This window comes from Paenarthrobacter sp. JL.01a (assembly GCF_025452095.1).
Lineage (GTDB): Bacteria > Actinomycetota > Actinomycetes > Actinomycetales > Micrococcaceae > Arthrobacter.
Genome location: NZ_CP104877.1, coordinates 1,819,369 through 1,845,732 on the forward strand (window position 1 = coordinate 1,819,369; position 26,364 = coordinate 1,845,732).

Annotated in this window: 25 protein-coding genes; 16 read left to right on the forward strand and 9 right to left on the reverse strand. The window is 62.9% G+C overall.

The genetic code is table 11. The features are described from left to right. Positions 1 to 65 precede the first annotated feature (65 nt). The 6 genes from N5P29_RS08655 to dnaE all read left to right on the forward strand — a co-directional run bounded on the left by N5P29_RS08655 (position 66) and on the right by dnaE (position 7,057). Positions 66 to 602, forward strand: a complete 537-nt coding sequence (locus N5P29_RS08655) for a cell division protein SepF (RefSeq protein ID WP_144662567.1) — start codon at positions 66 to 68, stop codon at positions 600 to 602. A 108-nt stretch (positions 603 to 710) separates the two neighbouring features. Continuing rightward, positions 711 to 998 carry a YggT family protein gene (locus N5P29_RS08660; protein ID WP_144662566.1) on the forward strand — a complete coding sequence of 96 codons (288 nt, stop codon included), beginning with the start codon at positions 711 to 713 and terminating at the stop codon, positions 996 to 998. Between the two features lie 155 nt (positions 999 to 1,153). Then, a complete protein-coding gene (locus tag N5P29_RS08665; protein WP_144662565.1) occupies positions 1,154 to 1,843 on the forward strand; it encodes a DivIVA domain-containing protein in 690 nt (229 codons plus the stop codon). A 115-nt stretch (positions 1,844 to 1,958) separates the two neighbouring features. Beyond that, positions 1,959 to 2,558 (forward strand): signal peptidase II, encoded by a 600-nt coding sequence (gene lspA, locus N5P29_RS08670; RefSeq protein WP_262278176.1) that lies wholly within the window; start codon positions 1,959 to 1,961, stop codon positions 2,556 to 2,558. After that, positions 2,551 to 3,477: an RluA family pseudouridine synthase gene (locus tag N5P29_RS08675; protein WP_262278177.1), complete on the forward strand. Its 927-nt coding sequence runs from the start codon at positions 2,551 to 2,553 to the stop codon at positions 3,475 to 3,477. Before lspA ends, N5P29_RS08675 begins: the two co-directional genes overlap by 8 nt. Positions 3,478 to 3,499: 22 nt before the next feature. Further along, a complete protein-coding gene (gene dnaE, locus N5P29_RS08680) occupies positions 3,500 to 7,057 on the forward strand; it encodes a DNA polymerase III subunit alpha (RefSeq protein ID WP_262278178.1) in 3,558 nt (1,185 codons plus the stop codon). Between the two features lie 49 nt (positions 7,058 to 7,106). Here dnaE and N5P29_RS08685 read toward each other — a convergent pair whose 3' ends face one another. Next, positions 7,107 to 7,607, reverse strand: a complete 501-nt coding sequence (locus N5P29_RS08685) for a flavin reductase family protein (RefSeq protein WP_315973385.1) — start codon at positions 7,605 to 7,607, stop codon at positions 7,107 to 7,109. A 109-nt stretch (positions 7,608 to 7,716) separates the two neighbouring features. On the opposite strand from N5P29_RS08685, the gene N5P29_RS08690 reads away from it, so the two are divergent. The 3 genes from N5P29_RS08690 to nrdR all read left to right on the forward strand — a co-directional run bounded on the left by N5P29_RS08690 (position 7,717) and on the right by nrdR (position 10,290). Next, positions 7,717 to 8,250 carry a hypothetical protein gene (locus N5P29_RS08690; protein ID WP_262278179.1) on the forward strand — a complete coding sequence of 178 codons (534 nt, stop codon included), beginning with the start codon at positions 7,717 to 7,719 and terminating at the stop codon, positions 8,248 to 8,250. Positions 8,251 to 8,254: 4 nt separating this feature from the next. Then, the gene (gene hisD / locus N5P29_RS08695) at positions 8,255 to 9,613 is read left to right on the forward strand and encodes a histidinol dehydrogenase (RefSeq protein WP_262278180.1); all 1,359 of its coding nucleotides are present in this window, start codon (positions 8,255 to 8,257) and stop codon (positions 9,611 to 9,613) included. Positions 9,614 to 9,786: 173 nt separating this feature from the next. Then, positions 9,787 to 10,290: a transcriptional regulator NrdR gene (nrdR, locus tag N5P29_RS08700; RefSeq protein WP_262278181.1), complete on the forward strand. Its 504-nt coding sequence runs from the start codon at positions 9,787 to 9,789 to the stop codon at positions 10,288 to 10,290. A 60-nt stretch (positions 10,291 to 10,350) separates the two neighbouring features. Here the strand turns inward: nrdR and N5P29_RS08705 are convergent, their stop codons facing one another. The 3 genes from N5P29_RS08705 to map all read right to left on the reverse strand — a co-directional run bounded on the left by N5P29_RS08705 (position 10,351) and on the right by map (position 12,880). After that, positions 10,351 to 11,118, reverse strand: coding sequence for an SDR family oxidoreductase (locus N5P29_RS08705; protein ID WP_262278182.1), 768 nt, complete (start codon positions 11,116 to 11,118; stop codon positions 10,351 to 10,353). 7 nt (positions 11,119 to 11,125) lie between these two features. Further along, a complete protein-coding gene (gene ppgK / locus N5P29_RS08710) occupies positions 11,126 to 11,929 on the reverse strand; it encodes a polyphosphate--glucose phosphotransferase (protein WP_144662628.1) in 804 nt (267 codons plus the stop codon). 72 nt (positions 11,930 to 12,001) lie between these two features. After that, the gene (gene map / locus N5P29_RS08715) at positions 12,002 to 12,880 is read right to left on the reverse strand and encodes a type I methionyl aminopeptidase (RefSeq protein WP_262278183.1); all 879 of its coding nucleotides are present in this window, start codon (positions 12,878 to 12,880) and stop codon (positions 12,002 to 12,004) included. 108 nt (positions 12,881 to 12,988) lie between these two features. Here map and N5P29_RS08720 point away from each other — a divergent pair, with 108 nt between their 5' ends. Further along, positions 12,989 to 13,153 carry an SPOR domain-containing protein gene (locus N5P29_RS08720; protein ID WP_262278184.1) on the forward strand — a complete coding sequence of 55 codons (165 nt, stop codon included), beginning with the start codon at positions 12,989 to 12,991 and terminating at the stop codon, positions 13,151 to 13,153. A gap of 45 nt (positions 13,154 to 13,198) precedes the next feature. On the opposite strand, the gene panB is transcribed toward N5P29_RS08720, so the two are convergent. After that, entirely contained in the window at positions 13,199 to 14,104 is a 906-nt protein-coding gene (panB, locus tag N5P29_RS08725; protein WP_262278185.1) for a 3-methyl-2-oxobutanoate hydroxymethyltransferase, read from the reverse strand. A 190-nt stretch (positions 14,105 to 14,294) separates the two neighbouring features. On the opposite strand from panB, the gene glnA (N5P29_RS08730) reads away from it, so the two are divergent. The 4 genes from glnA (N5P29_RS08730) (at position 14,295) to N5P29_RS08745 (ending at position 19,651) form a co-directional block, all read left to right on the forward strand. Then, complete coding sequence (gene glnA, locus N5P29_RS08730) at positions 14,295 to 15,635, forward strand: type I glutamate--ammonia ligase (protein WP_262278186.1); 1,341 nt, start codon at positions 14,295 to 14,297, stop codon at positions 15,633 to 15,635. 9 nt (positions 15,636 to 15,644) lie between these two features. Beyond that, positions 15,645 to 18,656, forward strand: a complete 3,012-nt coding sequence (locus tag N5P29_RS08735; RefSeq protein WP_262278187.1) for a bifunctional [glutamine synthetase] adenylyltransferase/[glutamine synthetase]-adenylyl-L-tyrosine phosphorylase — start codon at positions 15,645 to 15,647, stop codon at positions 18,654 to 18,656. Positions 18,657 to 18,694: 38 nt separating this feature from the next. Then, the gene (locus N5P29_RS08740) at positions 18,695 to 19,225 is read left to right on the forward strand and encodes a GNAT family N-acetyltransferase (RefSeq protein WP_410007908.1); all 531 of its coding nucleotides are present in this window, start codon (positions 18,695 to 18,697) and stop codon (positions 19,223 to 19,225) included. Between the two features lie 75 nt (positions 19,226 to 19,300). Beyond that, a complete protein-coding gene (locus N5P29_RS08745) occupies positions 19,301 to 19,651 on the forward strand; it encodes an MATH domain-containing protein (RefSeq protein WP_262278189.1) in 351 nt (116 codons plus the stop codon). A 71-nt stretch (positions 19,652 to 19,722) separates the two neighbouring features. Here the strand turns inward: N5P29_RS08745 and glnA (N5P29_RS08750) are convergent, their stop codons facing one another. Continuing rightward, positions 19,723 to 21,147, reverse strand: a complete 1,425-nt coding sequence (gene glnA, locus N5P29_RS08750) for a type I glutamate--ammonia ligase (protein ID WP_262278190.1) — start codon at positions 21,145 to 21,147, stop codon at positions 19,723 to 19,725. A 311-nt stretch (positions 21,148 to 21,458) separates the two neighbouring features. Between glnA (N5P29_RS08750) and N5P29_RS08755 the strand changes: the two genes are divergently transcribed. Further along, positions 21,459 to 21,896, forward strand: a complete 438-nt coding sequence (locus N5P29_RS08755) for an RDD family protein (RefSeq protein WP_262278191.1) — start codon at positions 21,459 to 21,461, stop codon at positions 21,894 to 21,896. A 147-nt stretch (positions 21,897 to 22,043) separates the two neighbouring features. On the opposite strand, the gene N5P29_RS08760 is transcribed toward N5P29_RS08755, so the two are convergent. The 3 genes from N5P29_RS08760 to lipB form a co-directional block, all read right to left on the reverse strand. Continuing rightward, entirely contained in the window at positions 22,044 to 22,805 is a 762-nt protein-coding gene (locus N5P29_RS08760) for a DUF4191 domain-containing protein (RefSeq protein WP_262278192.1), read from the reverse strand. A 134-nt stretch (positions 22,806 to 22,939) separates the two neighbouring features. Then, complete coding sequence (lipA, locus tag N5P29_RS08765) at positions 22,940 to 23,947, reverse strand: lipoyl synthase (RefSeq protein ID WP_262278193.1); 1,008 nt, start codon at positions 23,945 to 23,947, stop codon at positions 22,940 to 22,942. Further along, on the reverse strand, positions 23,944 to 24,612 hold the full coding sequence (lipB, locus tag N5P29_RS08770) for a lipoyl(octanoyl) transferase LipB (protein ID WP_262278194.1): 669 nt from the start codon (positions 24,610 to 24,612) through the stop codon (positions 23,944 to 23,946). Before lipB ends, lipA begins: the two co-directional genes overlap by 4 nt. 153 nt (positions 24,613 to 24,765) lie before the next feature. On the opposite strand from lipB, the gene N5P29_RS08775 reads away from it, so the two are divergent. After that, complete coding sequence (locus tag N5P29_RS08775) at positions 24,766 to 26,364, forward strand: serine/threonine-protein kinase (RefSeq protein ID WP_262278195.1); 1,599 nt, start codon at positions 24,766 to 24,768, stop codon at positions 26,362 to 26,364.

Consider the following 26,364-nt stretch of genomic DNA (forward strand, 5'->3'; position numbering starts at 1 on the left):
GGGCCGGGGTTCCAATATGTCAAGTCATGGCGGCCCGCCTACTGCAGAAACGATAGGAGTGCACCATGGCTGGCGCTCTGCGCAAGACAATGATCTATCTTGGGCTCGCCGACGGCGATGAACACTACGAATCTGAGCAGTCCGTCGCCGCGCACCACGACGAAGAACGCCCCCAGGCACAGGAACGGGAAGAGCGACGCGCGCCGGCTCCCGTCCGGGAAGTTGTCCGTGAAATGCCCCCAGTTGAGGTCGAAGAGGAATACCGCGCACCCGTGACACCCATTAAGCGTGCGGCGTCGAGCCGCGAAGATGCCTCTGGCTTGAGGCAGATCACCACCGTCCATCCCCGCTCCTACAACGACGCCAAGGTCATCGGTGAGAGTTTCAGGGACGGTATCCCGGTCATCATGAATGTCACCGACATGGGCGAGGCGGATGCCAAGCGCCTGGTGGACTTCTCCGCCGGCTTGGTCTTTGGCCTGCATGGCAGCATCGAGCGGGTCACCAACAAGGTCTTCCTGTTGTCGCCGTCGTATGTTGAAGTCATCGGAGATGACAAGAAGGCCAGCGAAACGCAGGCCAGCTTCTTCAACCAGAGCTGACAACAAGCTGTTAAGCCGATGCCAGGCGGGTCACCCTGCCTGGCATCTGTGTTGCAATAGTAGGGACCGATCGGCATTCCGGAACAAGTGGGAGATCTGAGCTAACTCGTGGGCATTGTTTTCGGCCTTATCTATATTGTGCTGTTCCTGTTCTTCATCGCCCTGATCATCCGCCTCGTGTTCGAGTGGGTTCAGATGTTTGCCCGCCAGTGGCGGCCGCGCGGTGTGGCATTGGTAACAGCGCACGTGGTGTACTCCGTCACGGACCCGCCCCTGGCAAGGCTCCGTCGGCTGATACCGCCACTCCAGCTGGGCGGAATATCCTTGGATTTGGGCTTCCTGATCCTGATAATCGCCGTGAGCATCGCCATGGCCATAACCAACAACCTGGCGTAGCCGCCCGCGGAACCAGGGCCACCGATGGTCCACAGGCCGCAAATTCGCCAATTCAACACGATGGTGTTGAATTGGAGGAAACAGATGATATTTAGGTACCGTAGTTTTGAACGGCCGGAAGGCCTACTGACTAACTAGACCAACGAGGTGACCAGATGGCTTTGACGCCAGAAGACGTTGTCAACAAGCGCTTTCAGCCGACCAAGTTCCGCGAAGGCTACGACCAGGACGAGGTAGATGACTTCCTCGACGAGATCGTCGTGGAACTGCGCCGCTTGAACCAGGAGAATGACGAGCTTCGCAAGAAGCTTGGCGAAGCTGGTTCGGCTGTGCCTGCTGCAACCGCTGCGGCTCCGGTCGTCGAAAAGGTTCCGGCTCCCGTCAAGGTCGACAAGGAAGCTGAGGCGAAGGCAGAAGCCGAAGCCAAGGCTGCCGAAGCTGCCAAGAAGAAGGAAGCCGAGCAGGCTGCCGCAGCTGCGAAGGCCCCGGCCGCAAGCAACAGTGTGACTCCCTCCGCTGAATCCGCTGCCGGCCTGCTTGCCATGGCGCAGCAGATGCACGACAAGCACGTCGCCGATGGTGCGCAGCAGAAGGAAAAGATCATTGCCGAGGCTCAGATCGAGGCCTCCAGCCTCGTCAACGACGCCCAGGAGAAGTCCCGCAAGATCCTTGGCGCCCTCGAGCAGCAGCGTTCGGTCCTGGAGCGCAAGGTTGAGCAGCTCCGCGGCTTCGAGCGCGACTACCGTTCACGCCTGAAGGCCTACATCGAAGGCCAGTTGCGCGACCTGGATGCCCGTGGTTCCGTGGCTGCCCCCGAGGTCGGCGAAGCAACCGCAGACGTTTAGCAAGTATTCTGAAAGCCGGTGGCTGAGGACTCCTCGGCCACCGGCCTTTGCTTGTTAAAGCCCAAAAGCGGACAACGCACCAAGAAGCCCGCCACGCCTCCGGAATGAAAGCACTATGACAGACGACCTTAGCGATGACGCCCCGCAGGCTGCGCCCACCGCGCGGCGGAAGTGGCGTCCGGCCATGCTCTGGCTCTTTGCCGGCTTCGCCGCGTTCGCGTACACGTTTGACCAGCTCACGAAGCTCTGGGTGACCAGCACCATGACCGAGGGGGAGCGCATACCGGTCCTGCCCCCTCTGCTGCATTGGTACTACATCAGGAATTCCGGCGCCGCGTTTTCCATTGGCGAGAATGTGACGTGGATTTTCACCATCGTCATGGCAGCTGTTTCTGTGGCGATTCTCTTCCAGCTTCGCCGGCTTGGCTCCGCCTGGTGGGCGCTGTCGCTCGGCCTGCTCCTGGGCGGTGCCCTCGGCAATCTGACCGACCGTTTGTTCCGCGAACCCTCCTTCGCCATGGGACACGTCGTCGACTTCATCCAGTTGCCCAATTTCGCCATCTTCAACATCGCCGACTCCGCGGTGGTATCCGGCGTCGTTATCATCTGTCTGCTGACCCTGCGGGGGATCGGCATGGACGGCAGCCGCCACGTAGCAGCCGCGAAGCCTGCCGCGGACAAGAAGCCGGCCGGCGGGAGCGCTGCCGGTGAGTGATTCCGTCGTAGTACCCGATGAGCTCGCCGGCGTCCGTGCCGATGCCGGCCTTGCCCGTTTGCTGGATATCTCGAGGTCTGCCGCGGCACTGCTCATTGCAGAAGGCAACGTCACCAGTGGCGGCGCGGCCCTGGGCAAATCGGCAAAGCTTGCGGCCGGCGCTGTTTTGGACATCACGGTCCCCGAGCGTCGTGACCCCCTGGAAGTGGTGGAGGAAGTTGTGGAAGGCCTGAAGATCCTGCTGGACGACGAGGACTTTGTTGTCATCGACAAACCTGTAGGAGTTGCAGCGCATCCCTCGCCCGGCTGGGTCGGTCCGACGGTGGTTGGCGGACTCGCCGGGGCGGGATACCGCATCTCGACGTCGGGAGCACCTGAGCGGGCGGGTATTGTCCACAGGCTCGACGTCGGGACGTCCGGTGTCATGGTGGTGGCGAAGACAGAGCGCGCCTACACGGTGCTGAAGAAGGCCTTCAAGGAACGCACCGTCGACAAGGTTTATCACGCCGTCGTCCAAGGCCTGCCCGACCCCCTGGAAGGCACCATCGATGCGCCCATCGGCCGCCACCCCGGCCACGACTGGCGTTTCGCCGTCATCGAGGACGGCCGTCCCTCCGTCACGCACTATGAGGTTCTGGAAGCTTTCGGAAAGGCGACCCTGGTTGAAGTGCACCTGGAGACAGGACGTACGCACCAGATCCGGGTTCACTTCTCCGCTTTGAGGCATCCCTGTGCCGGAGATCTCACGTACGGGGCCGACCCCCGCCTCGCCGCGACCCTTGGCCTGACCCGGCAATGGCTGCATGCCCGCAAGCTTGGCTTCACCCACCCCCGGACCGGCGATTGGGTGGAGGTTGTCAGCGATTATCCGGCCGACCTCCAATACGCTTTGGACCTTCTCGCAACAGGATCTGCCTAGCCCGGGACGGTAGACTGTCGTGGTGACTTCCAGCAATGATTCGTTCGTCCATCTCCACACCCACACCGAATACTCCATGCTGGATGGGGCGGCCAGGCTGGGGGAGCTGTTCGACGAGACTGAGCGCCTCGGCATGCCCGCGTTGGCCACCACGGACCATGGCTATCTCTTTGGTGCCTTCGACTTCTGGCGCAAGGCAACGGACAAGGGCATCAAGCCGATCATCGGCGTCGAAGCCTATGTGACTCCCGGGACGGCGCGTGGTGACAAAGAACGCGTCAGGTGGGGCGACGAAAGCCAGCGCAAAGACGATGTCTCCGGTGGTGGTTCGTACACGCACATGACGTTGCTGAGCTACAACAACGTGGGTATGCGTAACCTGTTCCGCGCCTCCTCCATTGCCTCCCTGGATTCGGTGTTCGGCAAGTGGCCGCGCCTGGACCGGGAACTGCTCAACACCTATTCAGAGGGCCTTATTGCCACCACTGGGTGCCCGTCGGGTGAGGTGCAGACCAAACTGCGCCTTGGGCTCTACCGGGAGGCTGTGGAAGCCGCCGCCGAGTTCCGAGACATCTTCGGCGCGGAAAACTACTTCTGTGAGTTGATGGACCACGGCCTGGATATTGAAAGGCGCGTCACCGGAGACCTGCTCCGCCTGGCGAAGGAACTCAATCTCCCGCTGGTGGCCACCAACGACCTCCACTACACGCACGAACACGACGCCAAGGCGCACGAAGCCTTGCTGGCCATCCAGTCCGGCTCCACGCTGCTTGAGCCGACATACGACAACGGCGGTTCGCGCTTCGCCTTCTCAGGCAGCGGCTACTACCTGAAGTCTCCGCAGGAAATGCGGGAGTTGTTCCGGGACCATCCGGAAGCCTGCGACAACACGCTCCTGATCGCGGAGCGCTGCGAAGTGTCCTTCAACACCGGCGCCAACTACATGCCCCGCTTCCCTTGCCCGCCCGGAGAAGATGAGACCTCCTGGCTGGTCAAGGAAGTTGATGCCGGACTCAAGTACCGGTATCCCGGCGGAATCCCGGACAAGGTGCGCAAGCAGGCCGACTACGAGCTTGGCGTCATTACGTCCATGGGCTTCCCCGGGTACTTCCTGGTGGTGGCCGACTTCATCAACTGGGCCAAGAACAACGGCATCCGCGTGGGCCCGGGCCGTGGTTCCGGTGCAGGCTCCATGGTGGCCTACGCCATGCGCATTACCGACCTCGACCCGCTCCAGCACGGCCTGATCTTCGAACGCTTCCTTAACCCGGACCGCGTTTCCATGCCCGACTTCGACGTCGACTTCGATGATCGCCGCCGTTCGGAAGTGATCGACTACGTCACCAAGAAATACGGTGACGAACGCGTCGCGATGATCGTGACCTATGGAACGATCAAGACCAAGCAGGCGCTCAAGGACTCTTCCCGTGTGCTTGGCTATCCGTTCAGCATGGGTGAGACGCTGACCAAGGCCCTTCCGCCGGCCGTCATGGCCAAGGACATCCCGCTCGCGGACATCCAGAACCCTGAGGCCAAGCGTTACAGCGAGGCTGGGGACTTCCGGCAACTCATTGCCACCGACCCTGAGGCCGCCAAGGTCTTCGAGACTGCGCTGGGCATCGAGGGCCTGAAGCGCCAATGGGGTGTGCACGCGGCCGGTGTGATCATGTCCTCGGACCCCATCATCGACGTCATTCCGATCATGCGCCGTTTCCAGGACGGCCAGGTCATCACCCAGTTCGATTACCCCACGTCCGAAGGCCTTGGCCTGATCAAGATGGACTTCCTGGGCCTGCGAAACCTCACGATCATTTCGGACGCCCTGGAAAACATCAAGATGAACCGGGGGGTTGAGCTCGACCTCGAAACCCTGGAGCTGGACGACGCCGCGTCCTACGAGCTTCTGGCCCGCGGCGACACCCTGGGCGTGTTCCAGCTCGACGGCGGTCCCATGCGGTCGCTGCTCAAGCTCATGAAGCCTGACAACTTCGAAGACATCTCCGCAGTCCTTGCCTTGTACCGGCCCGGGCCCATGGGTGCCAACGCCCACACGGACTACGCCTTGCGCAAGAACGGCATCCAGGAGGTCATTCCGATCCACCCGGAGCTCGAGGAACCGCTCAAGGAGATCCTCGGCGGAACCTTCGGTCTGATCGTGTACCAAGAGCAAGTCATGGCCGTTGCGCAGAAACTGGCAGGCTACTCGCTGGGTCAGGCAGACATCCTGCGGCGTGCCATGGGTAAGAAGAAGAAGTCCGAACTGGACAAGCAGTTTGCGGGCTTCTCCCAAGGCATGCAGGACAACGGTTACTCCATGGAGGCCGTCAAGACCCTGTGGGACATTCTCCTTCCGTTCTCCGACTACGCCTTCAACAAGGCGCACTCGGCCGCGTACGGGGTGATCTCCTACTGGACGGCTTACCTGAAGGCGCACTACGCGCCGGAGTACATGGCAGCCCTGTTGACATCGGTTGGCGATGACAAGGACAAGTCCGCGATCTACCTCAACGAGTGCCGCCGCATGGGCATCACCGTGCTGCCGCCGGACGTCAACGAATCGTCGTTGAACTTCACCCCGGTGGGCCAGGACATCCGCTTCGGCATGGGCGCCATCCGAAATGTCGGCGTGAACGTCGTCGACGCGATGGTCTCCACCCGCTCAACCGAGGGCAAGTACACGTCCTTCAAGGACTTCCTCCTGAAGGTCCCTGCCGTGGTCTGCAACAAGCGCACCATCGAATCGCTGATCAAGGCCGGCGCCTTCGATTCCCTCGGCCACCACCGCAGGGCGCTTGCGATGGTCCACGAAGAAGCCATCGATTCTGTCATTACCCTCAAGCGCAATGAGGCCATTGGCCAGTTCGATCTCTTCGCCGGGTTTGAAGACCAGGAACCGGAAGCTTCGCTCACCACGGAGATTCCGGATCTGCCCGAGTGGGAAAAGAAGGACAAGCTCTCCTTCGAGCGCGACATGTTGGGCCTGTACGTTTCGGACCACCCCTTGCAGGGGCTTGAGGGGGTGCTGAGCCAGCACGCGGAACAGTCGATCGCCTCGATCATCGCCGAGGACGGACCGCACGACGGCGCCATTGTCACCATTGCGGGCATGATCACCTCCTTGAGCCGCAGGATCGCGAAGGCCAGCGGCAACGCCTATGCCCGGGCGGAGATCGAGGATCTCGGGGCTTCGATGGAGGTCATGTTCTTTGGCCAGGTCTATGGGCCCATCGCCTCCGTGCTGGCCGAAGACTTGATCGTGGTGGTCAAGGGCCGGCTGCAGCGGCGGGACGATGGCGCCGTGACCCTGAACTGCATGGAACTCTCGGTTCCCGATCTGAGCGAAAGCGTCAACGGCCCCGTGGTGATCACGATCCCCACGTTCAAGGCCACTGAGGCAGTGGTCACCGACCTGAGGGATGTCCTCCGCACGCACCGCGGGAATTCCGAGGTCAGGCTGAAGTTGATGGGCGATACCAAAGTGGAGGTCATGGGATTGCCCGTGCACCTCCGGGTGAACCCCAGCCCTTCGCTCTTTGGAGACCTCAAGGTCCTGCTTGGCCCGGCCTGCCTGGACAACTGACAGCTGGGCAATCCGGGTTCGCGCTCGGCTGCAACTGAGCCGGGTCCCGCTAGATTTCGTAGTCCAGCGGGGCCGGCTGGCTGTATGCGCCGCTGTGGTAGAGCAGCGGGGCTCCGTCTCCGCCCACCTGCCCGTCAACGACCTCCACCACAACCACTGCATTGTTCTCAAAGGACAGGCGCATCTGGATCTTGCCGACCAGCCAGCCGCTGACGTCCTTGAGGATGGGTACGTCGTGTGGGCCTGGTTCCCAGTGATCGCCTTCGAACCGGTCGCGGGTGCGGGCGAACCTGTTGGCCAGGGCCTGGTTTTCAAGTCCGAGCATGTGGACGCCGATGTACTCCGCGTTGGCCACTGCCGGCCACGAGCTGGAGCTCCTGGCCATGTTGAAGGTGAACCGGGGCGGCTCGGCAGACAACGACGCCACCGACGTCGCGGTGAATCCGAAGGGTTTGCCGTTGAGGTTGGCCGTGATGATGGCAACTCCGGCGGCGTGCCTGCGGAACATTTCCCTGAATGTCTCTTCAAAACCGGATGGTTCGCTTGCCACGGTGGTGTTCTCCTGGGGTGGGCTCGTACTCTGCTCCCAGAGTATTCCTCCGGGGCCGCGGTTCCCTCTTTTTGCTTTGCAAGCGTGAACCTTTGTTAATCTGGGTTGCATGACCGAGCCCCTTGTGAACCATCCGACTGTTTCCCAACCGGCTCAGGCCTCCGGATCCCGTGGGGGACGGGACATCCTATGGCTGGTTCTGCCCGCGGTTTCCGGCGTCGTCGTGGGCATTTTGTGGTGGCTGCTGGCTCCGGGTGGTCTCAACCTCATTTCCGGAAATCCCGATCTGTCGAATCCGGACAACCCCGGCTCATGGCTTCCCCGGGACCTTGTCCTGGCAGCGCTGATGCTGGTGTCGGGCTGCGTCGTCGGACTCCTGCTCGACGGAAAGCTCGAAGGATCAGCTGCGCGACGCCGGTTGGTGTACGCACTGCTGGGAGGCGTAGCGGGTGCGCTCACCGCCTGGCTTGCCGGCTTGCTCGCGGCACAGCTGTGGGGTCCTCCGCCCAACCCGAACCTTGGCCCAGGGTACGGCTTTACCCTCCGGTCCTATGCCGTGCTGCTGCTATGGACTGGCGCGACGTCCTTTGTCACCTTCGTCCTGTCCCTGTTCGGGGTTCTTTCCAAGAAGCCCGTAAAATAGCCGGGTGACCACTTCCTCCGATACTTCCGCCCCAACCGCCCTCAACTTCCGGAGCATAGACTTCCGGGGCCGCCGCCTGTCCCTGGCCGAGCTCCGTGCAGCTGTTCCCAGGGCGCGCCATCAGACCATGGCGGACGCGGAACAGAAGGTCCAGGACATTATTTCCGCTGTCCGCAGCCGCGGCTTCAGCGCCCTGGCCGAGTTGGCCAGTAAGTTCGACGGCGTGGAACAGTCCCACCCCCGGGTCTCCCCGGAGGCGCTGGACCAGGCCCTGGCCGGGCTTGATCCGGCTGTACGGGCAGCCCTGGAAGAGTCGATCAGCAGGGCCCGGCAGTTCGCCGACCGCCAGCGCCCCGCCAATGTGGACGTCTCCCTCGGGGACGGCGCCGTCGTCAGCCAGAACTGGATCCCAGTGGGCCGGGTGGGTCTGTATGTTCCCGGCGGGCTGGCTCCCTTGGCCTCCTCCGTCATCATGAACGTTGTTCCCGCGGTGGCTGCCGGCGTCGAATCGATCGCCCTGGCATCCCCACCGCAAAAGGACTTTGGCGGACTGCCGCACCCCACGATTCTCGCGGCAGCCAAGCTTCTGGGCATTGACGAGGTCTACGCCATCGGCGGCGCGCAGGCCATTGTGTCATTCGCCTACGGCATCCCGGGCTCGGGTGAGGAACTGCCCATCGAGCCCGTGGACGTCGTCACGGGTCCGGGCAACATCTTCGTGGCCACGGCAAAGCGCCTGGTCAAGGGTGTGGTGGGGATCGACTCGGAGGCGGGAACCACGGAGATCGCCATCCTGGCCGACTCCACAGCGCAGGCCCCACTCGTGGCCGCCGATCTCATCAGCCAGGCAGAGCATGATCCCAAAGCAGCTTCAGTCCTGGTGACCGATTCCGCGGAGTTGGCTGGCGCCGTCGTCGTTGAGCTTGAACGCCAAGCCTTCAAGACCAAGCACAGTGCCCGCGTTCTTGAGGCTTTGTCCGGTCCGCAGTCGGGCATGGTGCTGGTGGATGATCTTGAGCAGGGGATCGCGGTCTGCAACGCGTACGCGGCGGAGCACCTGGAAATCATGACGGCGGATGCTGCCGCGGTAGCTGCCCGGATCCACAACGCCGGAGCCATCTTCGTCGGGGATTACAGTCCGGTCAGCCTGGGCGACTACTGCGCCGGTTCCAACCACGTGCTGCCCACCAGCGGCACGGCGGCGTTCTCTTCAGGGCTGAACGTGACCACTTTCCTGCGTGCGGTGCAGGTCATCAATTACAACCGCGAGGCCCTGGAACAGGTCAGCGGCCACATCGTCAGCTTGTCCGGGGCAGAAGACCTCCCGGGCCACGGAGATGCTGTCCGGATCCGCTTTCAGTAGAGGGCCAACCACTACATATAAGGGTGCCCACCACAACATGTAGTAATTACAAGCTTGTCATTATCGTGGGTACCTACGTAAACTGGTGCCGGAAGTGAATCTTCCGGCACCTTTTGCGTCTCCGGCGACTTGCCGGCCGGCCCTCGTGCCGGAGTTGTCAGGGGAGGCCCAGCGTGTATTGTCCGTTCTGCCGGAATCCTGATTCCCGCGTCGTCGACAGCCGGATGGCGGACGACGGCTCTTCCATCCGCCGCCGCAGGCAATGCCCGGAATGCGGCCGCCGCTTCACGACGGTGGAAACAACCAGCCTTTCCGTCATCAAACGCTCAGGCGTCGGTGAACCGTTCAGCCGCATCAAGGTCATCAGTGGTGTGCGCAAGGCCTGCCAGGGCCGGCCCGTCACCGAGGACGATCTCGCCATGCTTGCACAGGAAGTGGAAGAGAACATCCGTTCCTCCGGGGCCGCCGAGATCGATGCCCATGAGGTGGGGCTCGCCATTCTTGGTCCGCTCCGCAAGCTCGACGAGGTGGCCTACCTCCGCTTCGCCAGCGTCTACCAGGCCTTTGAATCGTTGGAAGACTTTGAGTCCGCTATTTCCTTGCTCCGCCACGAGCACGAGGGGCAGGCGAAAGCCGGGAGCAAGCAGCCCAAGGGCACCGAGGCGAGCCAACTCTAGCTCCGGTGGCGGCAGCGGAGGGGAAGCCGCAGCCGCCACCGGCACCAAGTACAGGGCTGATCAGCGTCCGCCGGAGACCGGGAGCACCGCGCCGGTGATATAGCCGGCGTCACTGGACATCAGCCACATCACCGCTGCCGCCACCTCTTCGGGCTCGGCTCCGCGGCCCATGGGAATTGTCGGGTTCAGCCGCTCCACGCGGTCCGGCATTCCGGCCGCCGCATGCAGTCCGGTATTGGTGCTTCCGGGCGCCACGGCGTTGACCCTGATGCCCTGCTTGGCAACCTCGGCGGCCAGCCCCACGGTCAAGACATCCACGGCACCCTTCGTGGCCGCATAGTGGACCCAGGTTCCCGGCGAACCGGCCTTGGTGGCGGTGGAGGAGATGTTGACGATCGAACCGCCTCTGCCGCCTGAATCCACCGAGAGCCTCCGGACGGCTTCCTGGCACATGTAGATCATGCCGGCCACGTTGACGTCGCATACACGCTGGACTGTTTCCGCGGGCACGTCCACCAAGGGGCCAATCAGGTTGCCCGTGATGGCCGCATTGTTGATAACGGCCCTCACGGTTCCCAGCCTTCCCGCTTCATCAAACAAACGTTCGACGTCGGCGGGACGGCTGACGTCGGCTTGGACAGCGTGTGCCCGGCCGCCTTCGTCGCGGATGCTTCGAACGACGTTCTCGGCCCCTGTGACGTCCGAGGAATAGTTGACGACAACCTCGTATCCGGCCAATGCGGCTGCACGGGCTACGGCTGCGCCGATCCCACGGCTCGCCCCGGTGACAATTGCAATACCCGCCTGGGTGGTCTGGTCCCCGGCCATGGACTGTCTACTTGGCGAGCTTGTGGTGCAGGGCGACTTCCAGCGCCGCACCAACGATCCCGGCGTCGTTCTTCAGCTTCGCAGTGACGATCTTGGTGCGGAGATCCAGGTGCGGGAAGTACTCGTCCGAACGCTTGGAGATGCCGCCGCCCACAATGAAGAGCTCGGGGGAGAACAGGAACTCCACGTGCTGGAGGTACCTGTTGAGCAGCACGCCGTACTCGTCCCAGCTGAGGCCGTCGCGTTCGCGGGCGACGGCGGAAGCCTTCGTCTCGGCGTCGTGGCCGTCCACCTCGAGGTGGCCGAGCTCGGCGTTGGGGACCAGCTGCCCGTTGAAGATGAACGCCGATCCGATGCCCGTTCCGAGAGTGATCACCAGGACCGTGCCGTCGACACCTTCGCCCGCGCCGTAGCGTGCCTCGGCGAGGCCGGCGGCGTCGGCGTCGTTGATGACCTCAACGGGGCGGCCGAGGCGGTGGGTGAACTTCTTGTCGATGTCTGTTTCCAGCCAGGACTTGTCCACGTTTGCCGCGGAATGGACTACGCCGTGCTGGATGATGCCGGGAAAAGTAACGCCCACGGGGGAATCCGCTGCCGGCGCGTCGGGGCGCTTGGACAGTTCCTCAACGATCTCGGCAACGACATCTGCCACGGCCTCGGGCGTAGCCGGCTGAGGGGTGGGAACCCGGAAACGGTCACCAATCAGCTTGCCCTTCTTCAGGTCGACGATGCCGCCCTTGATTCCGGTACCGCCGATGTCGATACCGATCAGTGGCGCGTTCTTGTGGGTTTTCTCATCCTTCTTGGACAATGCATTTCCGATCATGGCAGGAGGGGATGGGCAAGGCACAGCCAGCCGGGCTGCGTGGACCTTCCGGAGAGCTCAGGGAAGGGTCAGGATTTCCGCGCCGGTCTCGGTGACCAGCAGCGTGTGCTCGAATTGGGCGGTTCGTTTGTGGTCGCGGGTGACAACTGTCCAGTCGTCAGCCCACATGTCCCATTCGATGGTGCCGAGGGTAAGCATGGGTTCGATGGTGAAGACCATGCCAGCCTCGATCACGGTGTTGTACGCCGGGGCTGCGTCGTAATGCGGAATGATGAGGCCTGTGTGGAAGGCCTCGCCCACGCCGTGGCCGGTAAAGTCCCGCACCACGCCGTAGCCGAAGCGCTTGGCGTAGGACTGGATCGCCCGACCGATTACGTTGATTTCGCGGCCCGGGGCCACGGCCTTGATGGCCCGGTTGAGCGACTCCTGCGTACGCTCAACCAGCAAACGGGACTCTTCGTCCACGTCGCCAACCAGGAAAGTGTAGTTGGTGTCCCCATGGACACCGCCAATGAACGCGGTGATGTCGATGTTCAGGATGTCCCCGTCCTGGACCACCGTGGAGTCGGGAATGCCGTGGCAAATGACCTCATTGAGGGAGGAACACAGGGACTTGGGGAAGCCCCGGTAGCCCAGGGTGGACGGGTAGGCCTGGTGATCGAGGAGGAACTCGTGGCCCACCTTGTCCAGTTGGTCAGTTGTGACGCCTGGCTTGATGTGTTTGCCTACTTCGACGATCGCCTGAGCGGCGATCTTGCTGGCCCTGCGGATCTTCTCAACCGTCTCAGGTGACTTGACCTCGGACCCGGTGAACTTTGCCGGCGCCTTCTTCCCAACGTACTCGGGACGGGGGATCGACGCGGGGACGGGGAGTTCAGGGCTGATGGTTCCCGGGGTGAGGGCGCCAATGGGTGCGGTCGAAGCAAGAGAAGGCATAGATTGATCATATAAGGCACGCAAGAGACGTAAGTAACAATATGCGGCAAGGTTCCTGTGACTGCGCCAACGTTACGCGATGGGCGGCCCGAGCCAGGAGGAGGAGACGTGACGGAGTACTGGTACAACGTCAAGACGCACGAGATCGAAGAGGACGCCATGTCCGATTGGAGCCAGCTGATTGGCCCGTATAAAACCCGGCAAGAAGCTGAGCACGCCTTGGAAAAGGTGAAGGCGCGCAACGACGCCTGGGATGCCCAGGACGACGACTAGCCCGGCCTCGACCGGCAGCCGGCCCGGCTCTGGCACCCGGTCCGGCTAGAAGGAGTGTTCCGGTCCGGGGAACTGCCCGGACCGGACGTCCTCTCCATAAGCGGCGGCGGCGTCGCTCAGCGTAGTCCGCAGGTCGGCGTATTGCTTGACGAATTTCGCCATCTTCCCGCCTCGGAGTCCCGCCATGTCCTGCCAGACGAGGACCTGGCCGGTGGTTTCTTTTCCTGCGCCGATGCCCACCGTTGGCACCCTCAGTGCGGCGTCGATGGCCGCAGCGGTTTCGGCGGGGACCATTTCCATCAGCACGCTGAAGGCTCCAGCGTCCTGAAGGGCCAGGGCATCGTCCACAAGCCGCTGTGCGTCGTCCCCCCGGCCCTGGACGCGGTAGCCGCCCAGGGAATGCTCGCTTTGTGGCGTGAAGCCGATGTGGGCCATGACCGGGATGCCGGCTTGGACCATGGCTTTGACGGTCTCGGCGTAGTACGCGGTGCCCTCGATTTTCACTGCATGCGCCAATCCCTCTTTCAGGAAGCGCACACCGGTCGCTACGGCCTGGCCGGGAGAGACCTCATAGCTGCCAAAGGGCAGGTCTGCAATCACCAGCGCCCGTTTGGCGGCCCGGCTTACGGCACGCGTCAGGGGAAGCAGCTCGTCCACAGTGACGGGAAGGCTGGTCTCATTGCCGAAGACATTGTTGGAAGCGGAATCGCCAACCAGCAGGACTTCGATGCCGGCCTGGTCAAAAATTTCCGCCGTGTACTGCTCATAGGCGGTCAGCATGGCGAAGCGTTCACCGTTGTCCTTGGCCTGCTGAAGGTGGTGGATGCGTATACGGCTGGCCGGCTTCCTGCCGGCCGCTGGCGGCGTTTGCGCACCGGTTCCGGGGCCGCTCCCGTAGGGGGCGGGAACTTCGGCGGGCGTAGTGGACTCAGGGAGGTTGCTCGGGGCCATGGATAGAGCTTAAGCGGTGCCGACGGCGGCTGCCACCAGTGTGCCCGGCGTCACCTTATGTAAACGGTGTGTTACGCGCAGCTACTGCTGCGGCATTAGCAGTGATCTCTTAGTAGAGTGAAGGCTGAGCTGCCGTGGCTTCTATCCCTTGAAACCAGCGGCATGGACACCGAATCGGAAATGAGGCCCTATGGACCGCCAGCAAGAGTTCGTTCTGCGGACAATCGAAGAGCGTGACGTGCGCTTCGTACGCTTGTGGTTCACCGACGTCGTGGGTTCGCTCAAATCGGTGGCGCTGGCGCCGGCTGAAGTTGAAGGTGCTTTTGAAGAGGGCCTTGGCTTTGACGGCTCAGCCATCGAAGGCCTTGCGCGCGTGTTCGAATCCGACATGCTGGCGCAACCGGATCCCTCCACTTTCCAGATCCTGCCCTGGCGTGGCGAAACCGAACAGACCTCAAGGATGTTCTGTGACATCCTGACGCCCGACGGCGAACCTTCCGCCGCGGACCCCCGCAACGTCCTCAAACGGACCTTGGCCAAAGCTGCGGACATGGGGTTCACCTGTTACACGCACCCCGAGATCGAGTTCTACCTGCTCAAATCCAAGGACCTGGGCCCGGATGGCGCCCCGGTTCCCGTGGATGAGGGCGGCTATTTCGACCACGTCCCCGGTGGCGTTGCCCAGGACTTCCGCCGTACGGCAGTGACCATGCTCGAATCCGTGGGCATCTCCGTTGAGTTCAGCCACCATGAGGGCGGACCGGGCCAGAACGAGATCGACCTGCGCTACGCGGACGCCCTCCAGACGGCGGACAACATCATGACGTTCCGTACCGTCATCAAGGAAGTCGCGCTCCAGCAGGGCACTTACGCCACCTTCATGCCCAAGCCGTTCACGGACCACCCGGGCTCGGGCATGCACACGCACTTTTCGCTGTTCGAAGGCGACACCAACGCGTTCTTCGAAGCAGGCGCTGAATTCCAGCTATCCAAGACTGCCCGCCAGTTCATCGCAGGCATTCTCAAGCATGCTCCCGAGTTCACCGCTGTCACCAACCAATTCGTGAACTCCTACAAGCGGCTCTGGGGCGGCGGCGAGGCGCCGAGCTACCTGAGCTGGGGACACAACAACCGTTCTGCACTGGTACGCGTTCCGCTGTACAAGCCCGGCAAGGGCCAGTCGGCACGCATCGAATACCGCGGTATCGACTCGGCCACCAACCCATACCTCGCATATGCCGTGTTGCTTGGAGCGGGTCTGAAGGGCATCGAAGAAGGCTATGAACTTCCCGCCGCCGCAGAGGACGATGTCTGGTCGCTGACCACCGCTGAGCGCAAAGCGATGGGCCACGCGCCATTGCCAGCCAGCCTGCACGACGCAATCCGTGCCATGGAGGAGTCCGAGCTCGTGGCGGAAATCCTGGGCGAACAGGTCTTTGAGCACTTCCTCCGCAACAAGCGGGCAGAGTGGCAGGACTACAGGCTTCAGGTCACTCCGTATGAGTTGCAGCGCAATCTCGGCATTCTCTAGGCGGGGCCAGTGAGCCTTGCACGACGGCTCATTTCGGCCGGGTTCAGCGACCTTGAGAAGGGGGAGCGCTTCCTTGCGGCCCCCGAGCTTGAGGGCATCGACGAGGACGCGCTGTTCGCGGGGCTTTCCATGGCGGCGAGCCCCGATACGGCCCTGCAGTCACTGGTCAGGTTGATCGAGAAGAACCCCGGTCTGGGTAGGCTGGCCGCGGCGGACCCGGACACCAGTGAGCCACTGTACCGTTTGCTGGGAGCCTCCGAAGCGCTGGGGGAGTTCCTGATGCGGCGGCCCGAACACCTCGATGTCTTTGACACCCGTGTCAGCCCGGAGCCGATGCAGGCCTCCAGTGACGATCTTCGCGCCATGCTGCTTCGCTCGGTGAAGGCCGAGCCCGGCGCCCACAGGCCGGTGGCCGGCATCACCGGGCAACCTGCCTATGCAGCTTTGCGGACCGCGTATCGGCGGGGCCTTACGGAACTGGCCATCAAGGACCTGTGTGCGGCTTCGCCCCAGGACTTCATGCCCGCGGCTGGAGCTGAGCTGGCCGACCTCGCAGGAGCGGCCATCGAAGCAGCCCTCGCCGTATCCCGGGCCGAAGCGGCCGGTCACTACGACGCCGACGAAATTGCCGACGTCGGACTGGCAGTCATCGGCATGGGCAAGTGCGGTGCCCGCGAGCTCAACTACATCTCCGACGTCGACGTTATCCATGTCATCGAGTCCGAGGGGTTGGAGGACGCCAGGGCCTCGACCATAGGTACGGCGCTGGCGTCGGGCATTTCCCGGGCAATTTCTTCTTCCGCCCCCGAACCTGGGCTGTGGGAAGTGGATGCCAATCTGCGACCCGAGGGTAAGTCCGGTCCGCTGGTGCGGACGCTGGCTTCCCACCTGAGCTACTACGCCCGCTGGGCCGAAAGCTGGGAATTCCAGGCACTGCTGAAAGCCCGGACCATCGCCGGCGACCGGGACCTGGGCCAGCGGTATGAAAAAGCCGTGGAGCCCCTGGTGTGGTCTTCGGCGGGCCGGGAGGGCTTTGTCGAGTCCGTCCAGGCCATGCGCCGGAGGGTCACGGACTACATACCCGCGTCCGAGGAGCAGCGCCAGATCAAACTTGGTCGCGGCGGGCTGCGCGACGTAGAGTTCACTGTCCAGCTGTTGCAGCTGGTTCACGGCAAGTCCGATGAGTCTCTCCGCTGCAAGGACACGACGTCGGCCATCGCCGCGTTGTCGGCCGGCGGCTACATCGGTCGTTCCGACGCCGCCGCCTTCGACAACGCCTACCGCTACCTCCGCTTGCTTGAGCACAGGATCCAGTTGTTCCAGCTGCGGCGCACGCACCTGATGCCGGTGGCTGAGGATGCCCAGCGTTTCCTGGCGAAAGCCGTGTTGGGGCCCTTTTCCCAGGAACGCCCCCATCCCGACCAACTGATGGGCGCCTGGCAAAAGACCAAAAAGTCCGTGCGTGAGCTGCATGAGCGGATTTTCTACCGCCCGCTCCTCAACACCGCGGCCAAGCTGAGCAGCGAAGAAGCGAAGCTCACCCCGGAAGCAGCCCAAGGGCGCCTTGCTGCCCTGGGCTACCTCGATCCCCAAGGCGCTTTGCGGCACATTGAGGCCCTGACGTCCGGCGTCAGTCGTCGGGCGGCGCTGCAGCGACAGTTGCTGCCGATCCTGCTCGGCTGGCTTGCCGAGGGCGTTGACCCCGATGCCGGGCTGCTGGCCTTCCGACGGGTCAGCGAAGCCCTTGGCACCACGCACTGGTACCTTGGTCTGCTGCGGGATTCCCAAGCTGCGGCAGAGCGATTGTGCCAAGTTCTGGCGAACTCCCGCTTGATCTCGGACCTGCTGGAAGTCTCGCCCGAGTCCGTTGCGTGGCTGGGCAGCGACAAAGAGTTGGCCCCTGTCCCGTTCGAGGCACAATGGCAGGAAATCCAGTCCAAGCTGTCCCGCCACCCCGACCCCGAGAACGCCATGCGGCTCATCCGGTTGATCCGGCGTCGGGAGATCCTGCGGACCGCCATTGCCGACAGCGCAGGGCTCCTCGACCAGGATGCGGTGGGCGTAGCCCTGGCTGAGACGGACCGGGCTGCCGTGCTGGGAGCGCTGCATGTGGCTGAGGCTGTTGTTGCCGGCTCCGGACCGCTGAAGACAGACGTCCTGGTAGTGGCGATGGGAAGGCAGGGCGGCCGTGAGATCGGCTACGGCTCGGACGCCGACGTCATGTACGTTCACCGTGCCCGTCCCGGCTTCAGTGACGCCGAGGCACAGGAACAGGCGACGGCGATCGTCGCCAAGATCTCCAGCTTCCTCACCCAGCCGCTCAAGCCCGCCATCATGGCTGAGCGGGTACTCATGGTCGACGCCGACCTCCGGCCGGAGGGCAAGAACGGCGCCATGGTGCGGTCCTTGGATTCCTATGCGGAGTACTACCGCCGCTGGTCCCTGATCTGGGAGTCCCAGGCCCTGCTGCGTGCCCGGCCGATGGCCGGCTCGGATGAGCTGGCAGCGGACTTTGTCGCACTGATTGATCCCATCCGGTATCCCGACGAGCTCAAGGAACAGGATGTCCGCGAGATCAGGCGGATCAAGGCCCGGGTGGAGTCCGAACGCCTTCCACGGGGCGCGGATCCTGCCCGTCATGTCAAGCTTGGCCGCGGTGGACTGAGCGATGTCGAATGGTTGGTGCAACTGATCCAGCTGCAGCATGCGGGCAAGCATCCGGAGCTGCGGACGAGTTCGACGTTGGAAGCCCTTGCTGCCGCCGAGGAACTGGAATTCATTGGCAAGGGCGACGCCGCATTGCTCCGGGAGGCGTGGCGCCTGGCCAGCCGTATCCGCTCGGCCAACGTCATCGTGACCGGACGCGCCTCCGATGTCCTGCCTTCATCCCGCAAGGATCTTGAAGCCGTTGCGCGCTGGTGCGGTTACCCGCCCGGTAACGCCGGACATTTCGAAGAGCACTACCTGCGGCTGAGCCGCCGGGCACGGGCGGTCTTCGAGAAGATGTTCTACGCCAACTAGGCCCGGTCCGCGTTTGTTGTGCCCACTCCCATGAAAGGATGTGGAAAATGCCTGCTGCTGATGTGTGGTTGATTCCCCTCAAAATGCTCGACGACGACGCCCGCGCCATCCAGCTGGGCGCTGTCGCGGAGTTGGCAATTAAGGAGAGTCAACGCGCTTTCGTGGGAGAGCCCCTGCGCATGATGCTGATCGCGTTGGAAGAAGAGTCGCGTTTGCCCTACGTCATCGAATCCCAGGGAACCGCCGTCGGTGTGCTGACCCTGCAATCCGGGGCAGCCACGCTCGCTGGCTGGCCGGACGATCATTCAGTCTGGCTGCTTCGGGGATTCCTCATCGACTCGCTGAAACAGGGGCAAGGACTGGGCAAACTTGGGGCGGAGGCCGCGGTGGAGGAAGCCCGGAAGCTGACCGCCCGGCACCCCGGTGGGCAGACCGGCGTCGTACTGTCCGTCAACGAACGCAATCCGGCGGGGCTGGCCGCTTACACAAAAGCCGGCTTCGTGGACTCCGGGCGGTACTTGGGCGGTAACTCAGGGCCGCAGAGGACAATGTATAAAGCCTTCCACTGACACATACTTTGCCTCAAACACTAAGGATCCTTATAGACTTTAGCTGTCACTGATCTCGAATCGGAGGGAAAGTCCATGGAATACAACGGAAGCCCGACTGAAAAAGCTATCAACGCCGGGGAACTGGACCGGCGCCACGTGGGTCAATCGGTCAGCTTTCAGCCCAATGACTTCACGGTGGTCTTTGGCACCATTGCCGGCATTGCGCGGACCGAAGCCCTCGTCTATTTGTCCCTCGACGGCGTCGGCGGCGGCACCCATCTGAAGGACGAGTACGACCTGCCGATCGACCACAAGGTCTACCTGCAGCTCGATCCCCTGGGCAGTGCAGAAAAGGGACTCTCCGAGGCGGCCAGCTTCGTCAAAGAGAAACTGGATGACATCACCAAGAACCTCAGGGATCGTGAGCAAGGCAAGTCTGAATAATCCCTGCTCATAAAAGAAGGCCAGCCCCGTCCTCGCGGAGGGGCTGGCCTTCTTGTGTATGAGCCTGGGGCTTAGACGCCGTAGTAGAGCTCGAACTCGTAGGGGTTCGGGCGCAGCGACAGCGGGCGGATCTCGTTCTCGTACTTGTACTCGATCCAGGTGTCGATCAGGTCCTGGGTGAAGACGCCGCCGGCCTGCAGGAACTCGTTGTCCTCGCGCAGGGCCTCCAAAGCCTCTTCCAGGGAACCCGGAGCCTTGGGGATGTCCTTGGCTTCCTCGGCCGGGAGCTCGTAGAGGTCCTTGTCGATCGGTGCCGGGGGTTCGATGCGGTTGCGGATGCCGTCGATGCCGGCCATCAGCTGTGCAGCGAAGGCAAGGTACGGGTTGGACGAGGGGTCCGGAGCGCGGAACTCGATGCGCTTGGCCTTCGGGTTGGTGCCCGTGATCGGAATGCGGATACCGGCGGAGCGGTTGCCCTGCGAGTACACCATGTTCACGGGAGCCTCGAAGCCCTTGACCAGGCGACGGTAGGAGTTGACCGTCGGGTTGGTGAATGCCAGGACTGCCGAAGCGTGCTTCAGCAGACCGCCGATGTACCAGCGGGCGGTGTCGGAAAGGCCGGCGTAGCCCTTCTCGTCGTAGAACAGGGGATCGCCGTTGCTCCACAGTGACTGGTGGCAGTGCATGCCCGAGCCGTTGTCACCGAAGACCGGCTTCGGCATGAACGTGACGGACTTGCCCCAGGCATCAGCGGTGTTCTTGATGACGTACTTGAACTTCTGCAGGTCATCAGCAGCTGCGGTCAGCGTGGTGAACTTGTAGTTGATCTCGGCCTGGCCGGCGGAGCCAACTTCGTGGTGGGAGCGCTCGACCTCAAGGCCTGCCTTGTCCAGCTCGACGCACATGGCATCGCGGAGGTCAGCCTGCTTGTCGGTGGGGGACACCGGGAAGTAGCCGCCCTTGACGGGGGTCTTGTAGCCGAGGTTGCCGCCTTCTTCCTTGCGGCCGGTGTTCCAGTGGGCTTCTTCGGAGTCGATCTTGTAGAAGCTGCCCTGCGGGGAGGACTCGTACTGGATGTTGTCGAAGACGAAGAACTCTGCTTCCGGAGCGAAGAAGGCGGTGTCGGCGATGCCGGTGGATGCCAGGTAGGCTTCTGCCTTCTCTGCCACACCACGGGGGTCACGGTGGTACGGGTCACCGGTACGCGGGTTCACGATGGAGAAGTTCAGGGCAAGCGTCTTCTCGATGCGGAACGTGTCGATGAAGGCCGAGGTTACATCCGGGATGAGCTGCATGTCCGACTCGGCGATGCCCTGGAAGCCGCGGATGGAAGATCCGTCGAAGAGCTGGCCGTGGACGAAGAAGTCCAGGTCAACGCTCTTGGCCGGCACGTTGAAGTGCTGCTGGACACCAGGAAGGTCGGTGAAGCGGATATCGACGAATTTGACGTCTTCGTCTTTGATGAACTTGAGGACTTCGTCCGCAGTCTTGAACATCTATGCTCCTTATGCATATCAAGTAACAGGCCCGGAAGGCCGCGTGGTGCAGCCCAGACCGAGGCGCGGGAAACACAAAAAGGTCCCGCTGCCATGGTGGCTGGCAACTCATACCACCATAGGGAGATGGGATTTCCCGGGGGTGTCAGTATTGTTTCCGGCAGGTTACAGAATCATCTGTCATGTAAACGGTAGTCTGCTTTCCGGTGTCGGGTCCACGACGGTCCGCTGGTCGAACATCCCGCCCCTCGCGCTCACGGCCGTGCGCCGCCCGTCATGCCCGTGCCCCGTCCAGCGGCTACGCTTGGAGGGTGGTAGATCGAAAAGATATTGGCTCCTGGTTGAGCGGTCCGGACACCTCCGGCATCTCCAAGTATCCTGGTGAAAGGCTCGGCCTGCCCGAGTCCGGTCCGGGCTCCATGGCGCGCGCGGGCCGCCGCATTCTGGGCATCGTGATCGACTGGACCATCGCTTTGGTCATCAGCAACTTTGCGTTCGGTGGAAATCAGTGGGCGACCCTCGCCATATTCGCCGCGGAACAGATTCTGCTGATCGGCACGCTTGGTTACAGCGTGGGACACAGAATTGCCGGCATCCACGTGGTCCGTCTCGGTGGAGGCCCGGCAGGTCCACTGGCGGCCGTAGTCCGCACCCTCCTGCTGTGCCTGGTCATCCCCGCCGTCGTTTTCGACCCGGACCAGCGCGGTCTTCACGACAAGGCAATGAACACCATCCTTATCCGTATGTAAAGGCCTCGTCCACGGCAGACAACGGCAGACGCGCAGCGCGCCAACTGGGTGCCGCTGAAAAATATCCCAACAAGAAACCGCCCCCGCTTCTCCTATCCAGAGAGGCGGGGGCGGTTTCTTTGGTTCAGAAATCAGCGTCCGTGGAAATCAGCGGCCGCGGGCGGCTTTGCGATCAGGACGTGCCTTGTAGGGGTCGATGCCCTTGGGGATCGGCAGGCGGTTGCCCAGTGAGTTGATGCGCTTGGACACCGCATTGACCTCGACCTTGGTGAGCTCGTTCTTCAGCTTGCCCATGGTCTTGGCCAGCTTATTGAGCGGGACCTGTCCCTCGCCGCGGCCCGATTCCAGGACGTGGATGGTGACGTTGGGCAGGATGCGCGCGAGGCGCTTGCGTTCTGCGTCCACCAGCGGCTTGACCCGGTGGGTGGGTCCTTCGCTGACCAGTACGACGCCGGGACGGCCGATCGCCATGAACACGGCGTCCTGGGTGCGAGGGTTGACAGCGACAGGCTGGTCTTGAGTCACCCAGCCGCGCCGAAGGGTTCCCAGTGCGGCGCCGGAGGCGCCGGGCTGGTTTTCGATCTGCGCGAACGCGGCTTTTTCTGCCCGGCGGGAAAGAATGAAAACGGCTGCCAGGAGGCCCAGCGGAATGCCGATGATGAGGCCGGTGACCCAATTCTCCAGAAGGAAGCCAATCAGGAAGGCCACGGCAACCACGGCGAGGAACGCCAGCAGCATGATCCAGACAACCTGCGGATCATTTCGCCGGGTCATCTTGAAGACTTCAGCGATCTGCTTCAGCTGGCTCGGCTTCTTGGCCTTGGCTTCCTTGGGCTTGCGCTGGAACAGCCCACGCTTGGGTGCGTCGGCCGAGGGTGTCGAATTGCTGGAATCAGGGGATTTCGCCATAGTGCCTTAATTCTACGTGATGTACGCCGAAGGACCGGACGCCGTTACGTGAGGCATCCGGTCCTTCGGAACTGCTTACTGGTACTGCTGCTTCCGCGCCTGTTCAGACGTAGGCTGGTTCAGCCGTGCTGGCTTTAACCGTGGGCGGCGAGGATGGTGGAGGCTTCCTGGCGGGTGGTGCCGGAGGACTCGATGTGGGCGAGGGCTTCGGGGATGTCCCAGCCCTTTTTGCGCATGGCGGTGGCCCAGAGGCGGCCGGCGCGGTAGGAGGAACGGACCAGGGGCCCGGACATGACGCCGAGGAAGCCGATTTCTTCGGCTTCGTGCTGGAGGTCCACGAATTCCTGGGGTTTGACCCAGCGGTCCACGGGCAGGTGCCGTTCGGAGGGGCGCAGGTACTGGGTGATCGTGATCAGGTCACATCCGGCGGCGTGCAGGTCGCGCAGGGCTTCGGAGATTTCCTCGCGGGTCTCGCCCATGCCCAGGATCAGGTTGGACTTGGTCACCATGCCCAGGTCCCTGCCTTGGGTGATGACATCCAGGGAGCGTTCGTACCGGAACGCCGGGCGGATGCGCTTGAAGATCCGCGGCACGGTCTCGACGTTGTGGGCGAACACTTCGGGTTTGGAGTCGCAGATCGCGGCGATGTGTTCGGGTTTGCCGGAGAAGTCCGGGATCAGCAGCTCCACCCCGGTGCCGGGGTTCAGTTCATGGATTTTGCGGACCGTTTCGGCGTACAACCAGACGCCTTCGTCTTCGAGGTCGTCACGGGCCACCCCGGTCACGGTCGCGTAGCGCAGCTGCATGGCCTGCACGGACCGGGCGACCTTGGTGGGTTCGAACCGGTCCAGCGGGGAGGGTTTGCCGGTGTCGATCTGGCAGAAATCACAGCGCCGGGTGCATTCGGACCCGCCGATCAGGAACGTCGCTTCCTTGTCTTCCCAGCACTCGAAAATGTTCGGGCACCCGGCCTCCTCACACACGGTGTGCAGGCCTTCCTTCTTCACCAGGTTCTTCAACCCGACGAACTCCGGACCCATCTGGACCTTGGCCTTGATCCACTCAGGCTTACGCTCAACAGGAACCGCCGAGTTACGCTGCTCAACACGCAGCAACTTGCGGCCTTCAGGTGCCAGGGTCACTGGAGTGCTCCTTCGGGGGTGGAAACGAGTGCTTCTTCATGCTTGCGGAATTCTTCCACGAAGCGGTCAACGATGTCGGCGGGGTTGATGGTCCGGCCGGTTTCCAGCGACATTGTGGTGACGCTGGCGTCAGTGATGCCGCAGGCAATGATCTGGGCATAGGGTGCCAGGTCGTTGCTGCAGTTGATGGCGACACCGTGCATGGTGACGCCGTCCAGAACGCGGATGCCGATCGCGGCAATCTTCCGGTCCGGGCCCTTTTCGTCGGCCAGTACCCAGACGCCGGCGCGGCCTTTGACCGTGACGGCCTTGATGCCGTAATCCACCATGACGGCGATCATGGTGGCTTCCAGGCGCTCCACGTAATCGCGGATTCCAGCCCGGTTTTTCAATTTGAGGATCGGGTAGGCAATCAGCTGACCGGGACCGTGCCAGGTCAGTTTTCCGCCTCGGTCCACGGGAACAACGGGGGTTCCGTCGAAGGGCCGCTCGTGATCTTCGGTGAGCTTGCCAGCCGTGTAGACGGCGGCGTGCTCCAGAAGCAAGACGGTGCTGTTCTGCTCGCCCGCAACAACCTTGTTGTGGATCTCGCGCTGCAGGTCCCAGCCCTGCATGTAATCAACGAAGTCCGGGGCAAGACCCAGTTGTGAAAACTCAAGAGTCATGCGTTCAAGCTTAGACCCAGCAGGAGATTGGCCATGGTTTTGTGGTGAACCTCTCAGTCGCATCATGCCGTGTTGGCGCTTGTGGAGGAGATGTCCAGCCATGATCTGTGGATAACGTCTGCAGATATTCTCGGTCTCCGGTAGACCTTATCCATGGAAACTCTGGCAACTACTGACGCCGTGGCACCCCTTTTTCCGGGCTACGAAATTACCCGGCAGCTTGGACATGGGAGCAGCTCGACAGTATGGCTCGGCACCCGGGTGGGCGACGGGACCCGGTTTGCGGTCAAATGTCCCCGCCGCGAAGCACAAGCGGAGCTCCTGGGGAGTGCCGCCCGCGAAGTCATGCTCCTGTCCCATCTCAAACATCAGCACATTGTCCGTGTCCACGAAGTCCTCCAGCCAGCTGATGGTCCCGCGGGGACGCTGGGGATCGTGATGGACTACGCGGCAGGTGGATCCGTGGCGAACCTGGTCTCCGGAAGGCAGAGGCTGAGCATCGGGGAAACAGTGACAGTGCTGACACCCATCGCGCAGGCTTTGGCCTATTTGCATTCCCACGGCATTGTGCACGGTGACGTTTCGCCGGGAAACATCCTGTTCACCGCGGTCGGTATGCCGCTGCTGGCCGATTTGGGCCTCGCCGCGCGGGTGGGTGATCCGGAACAAGGCCATGATGTGGGAACCGCCGGGTTCAGGGATCCATTCATCCCGGCAGCAACAGGCGACGGCGGCCGGGAGCTCCGTCCGCAACGCGATGTATTTTCGTTGGCGGCGATCGGCTGGTACTGCTTGACCGGCGTCGTGCCTGAAGCAACCCAACTGAGGCCACCGCTGTCCCTGCTGGTGCCCGAGGTACCCAAGAGCCTGGCGGCGGCCCTCGAGGCCGCCTTGGATCCGGATCCCCTTGTGCGGCCGACGGCCAGGGAGTTCGGCAGCGCGATATTCAGGAGTGCCGCACCCCAAACCGTGGACTTGTCCGGAGCCGTGCACCGTTCCGTCATTCCTGAGCTGCTGACGCGTCGCGAGGCTCACGGGCGTCCACCCCGCCGGGCAGGCTTCGGGATCCGGTGGAGGGGGAGGGGCCGGGTGCGAGGTGCGCTCCACGGCGCCCGCCAAAAGCGGGCCCGTCCAGCCTCGAAGATGCTCAGAAAGTCCACCTTCACCCGACTGGCCCTGTTGCTTTCGGTGGTGGTGGTCGGTGCGGTGATCGGCGGCCTGGCCTTGAACCGCTCGTCAGGATGGATCCAGGAGCGCAGCACTCCGGCGGACCCTCCGGTCAGCCGCTTGGCCGCCTCGGACACCACTGCGCAAGCCACCCAAACAGCTGTCCTTCCCGTTCCCATGGCCGACGCCCTGCAAACCGAGGATCCAGCACTCGCTGTGGAGGCACTCTCGGCTGTGCGGGACACCGCTTTGCGGGAAGGCCGCCTGGAACTACTTGAGGCCGTTAATGCGCAAGGATCGCCGGCTGCGGAGTCGGACCGGAAGTTGAGCGCCCAGTTGCGCGAATCCGGCACCCGGTTTGACGGGCTCACCACGCGGTTGTCAGGGCTGGAGGTGGGGCCGTTCACAACCTTGGACCACGTTAACGTGGACGTTACCGCAACCACCTCCGCCTATGAGGAACGCGATGCAGATGGCACCGTTGTCAGGACGGCGCCGGCGGGAGCTGCCAGGGAGCTTCGTTTGTCCTTGGTCCGCGCGGATGGACGCTGGTGGCTTTCGGAAATCACAGCGCCGGGTCATTGA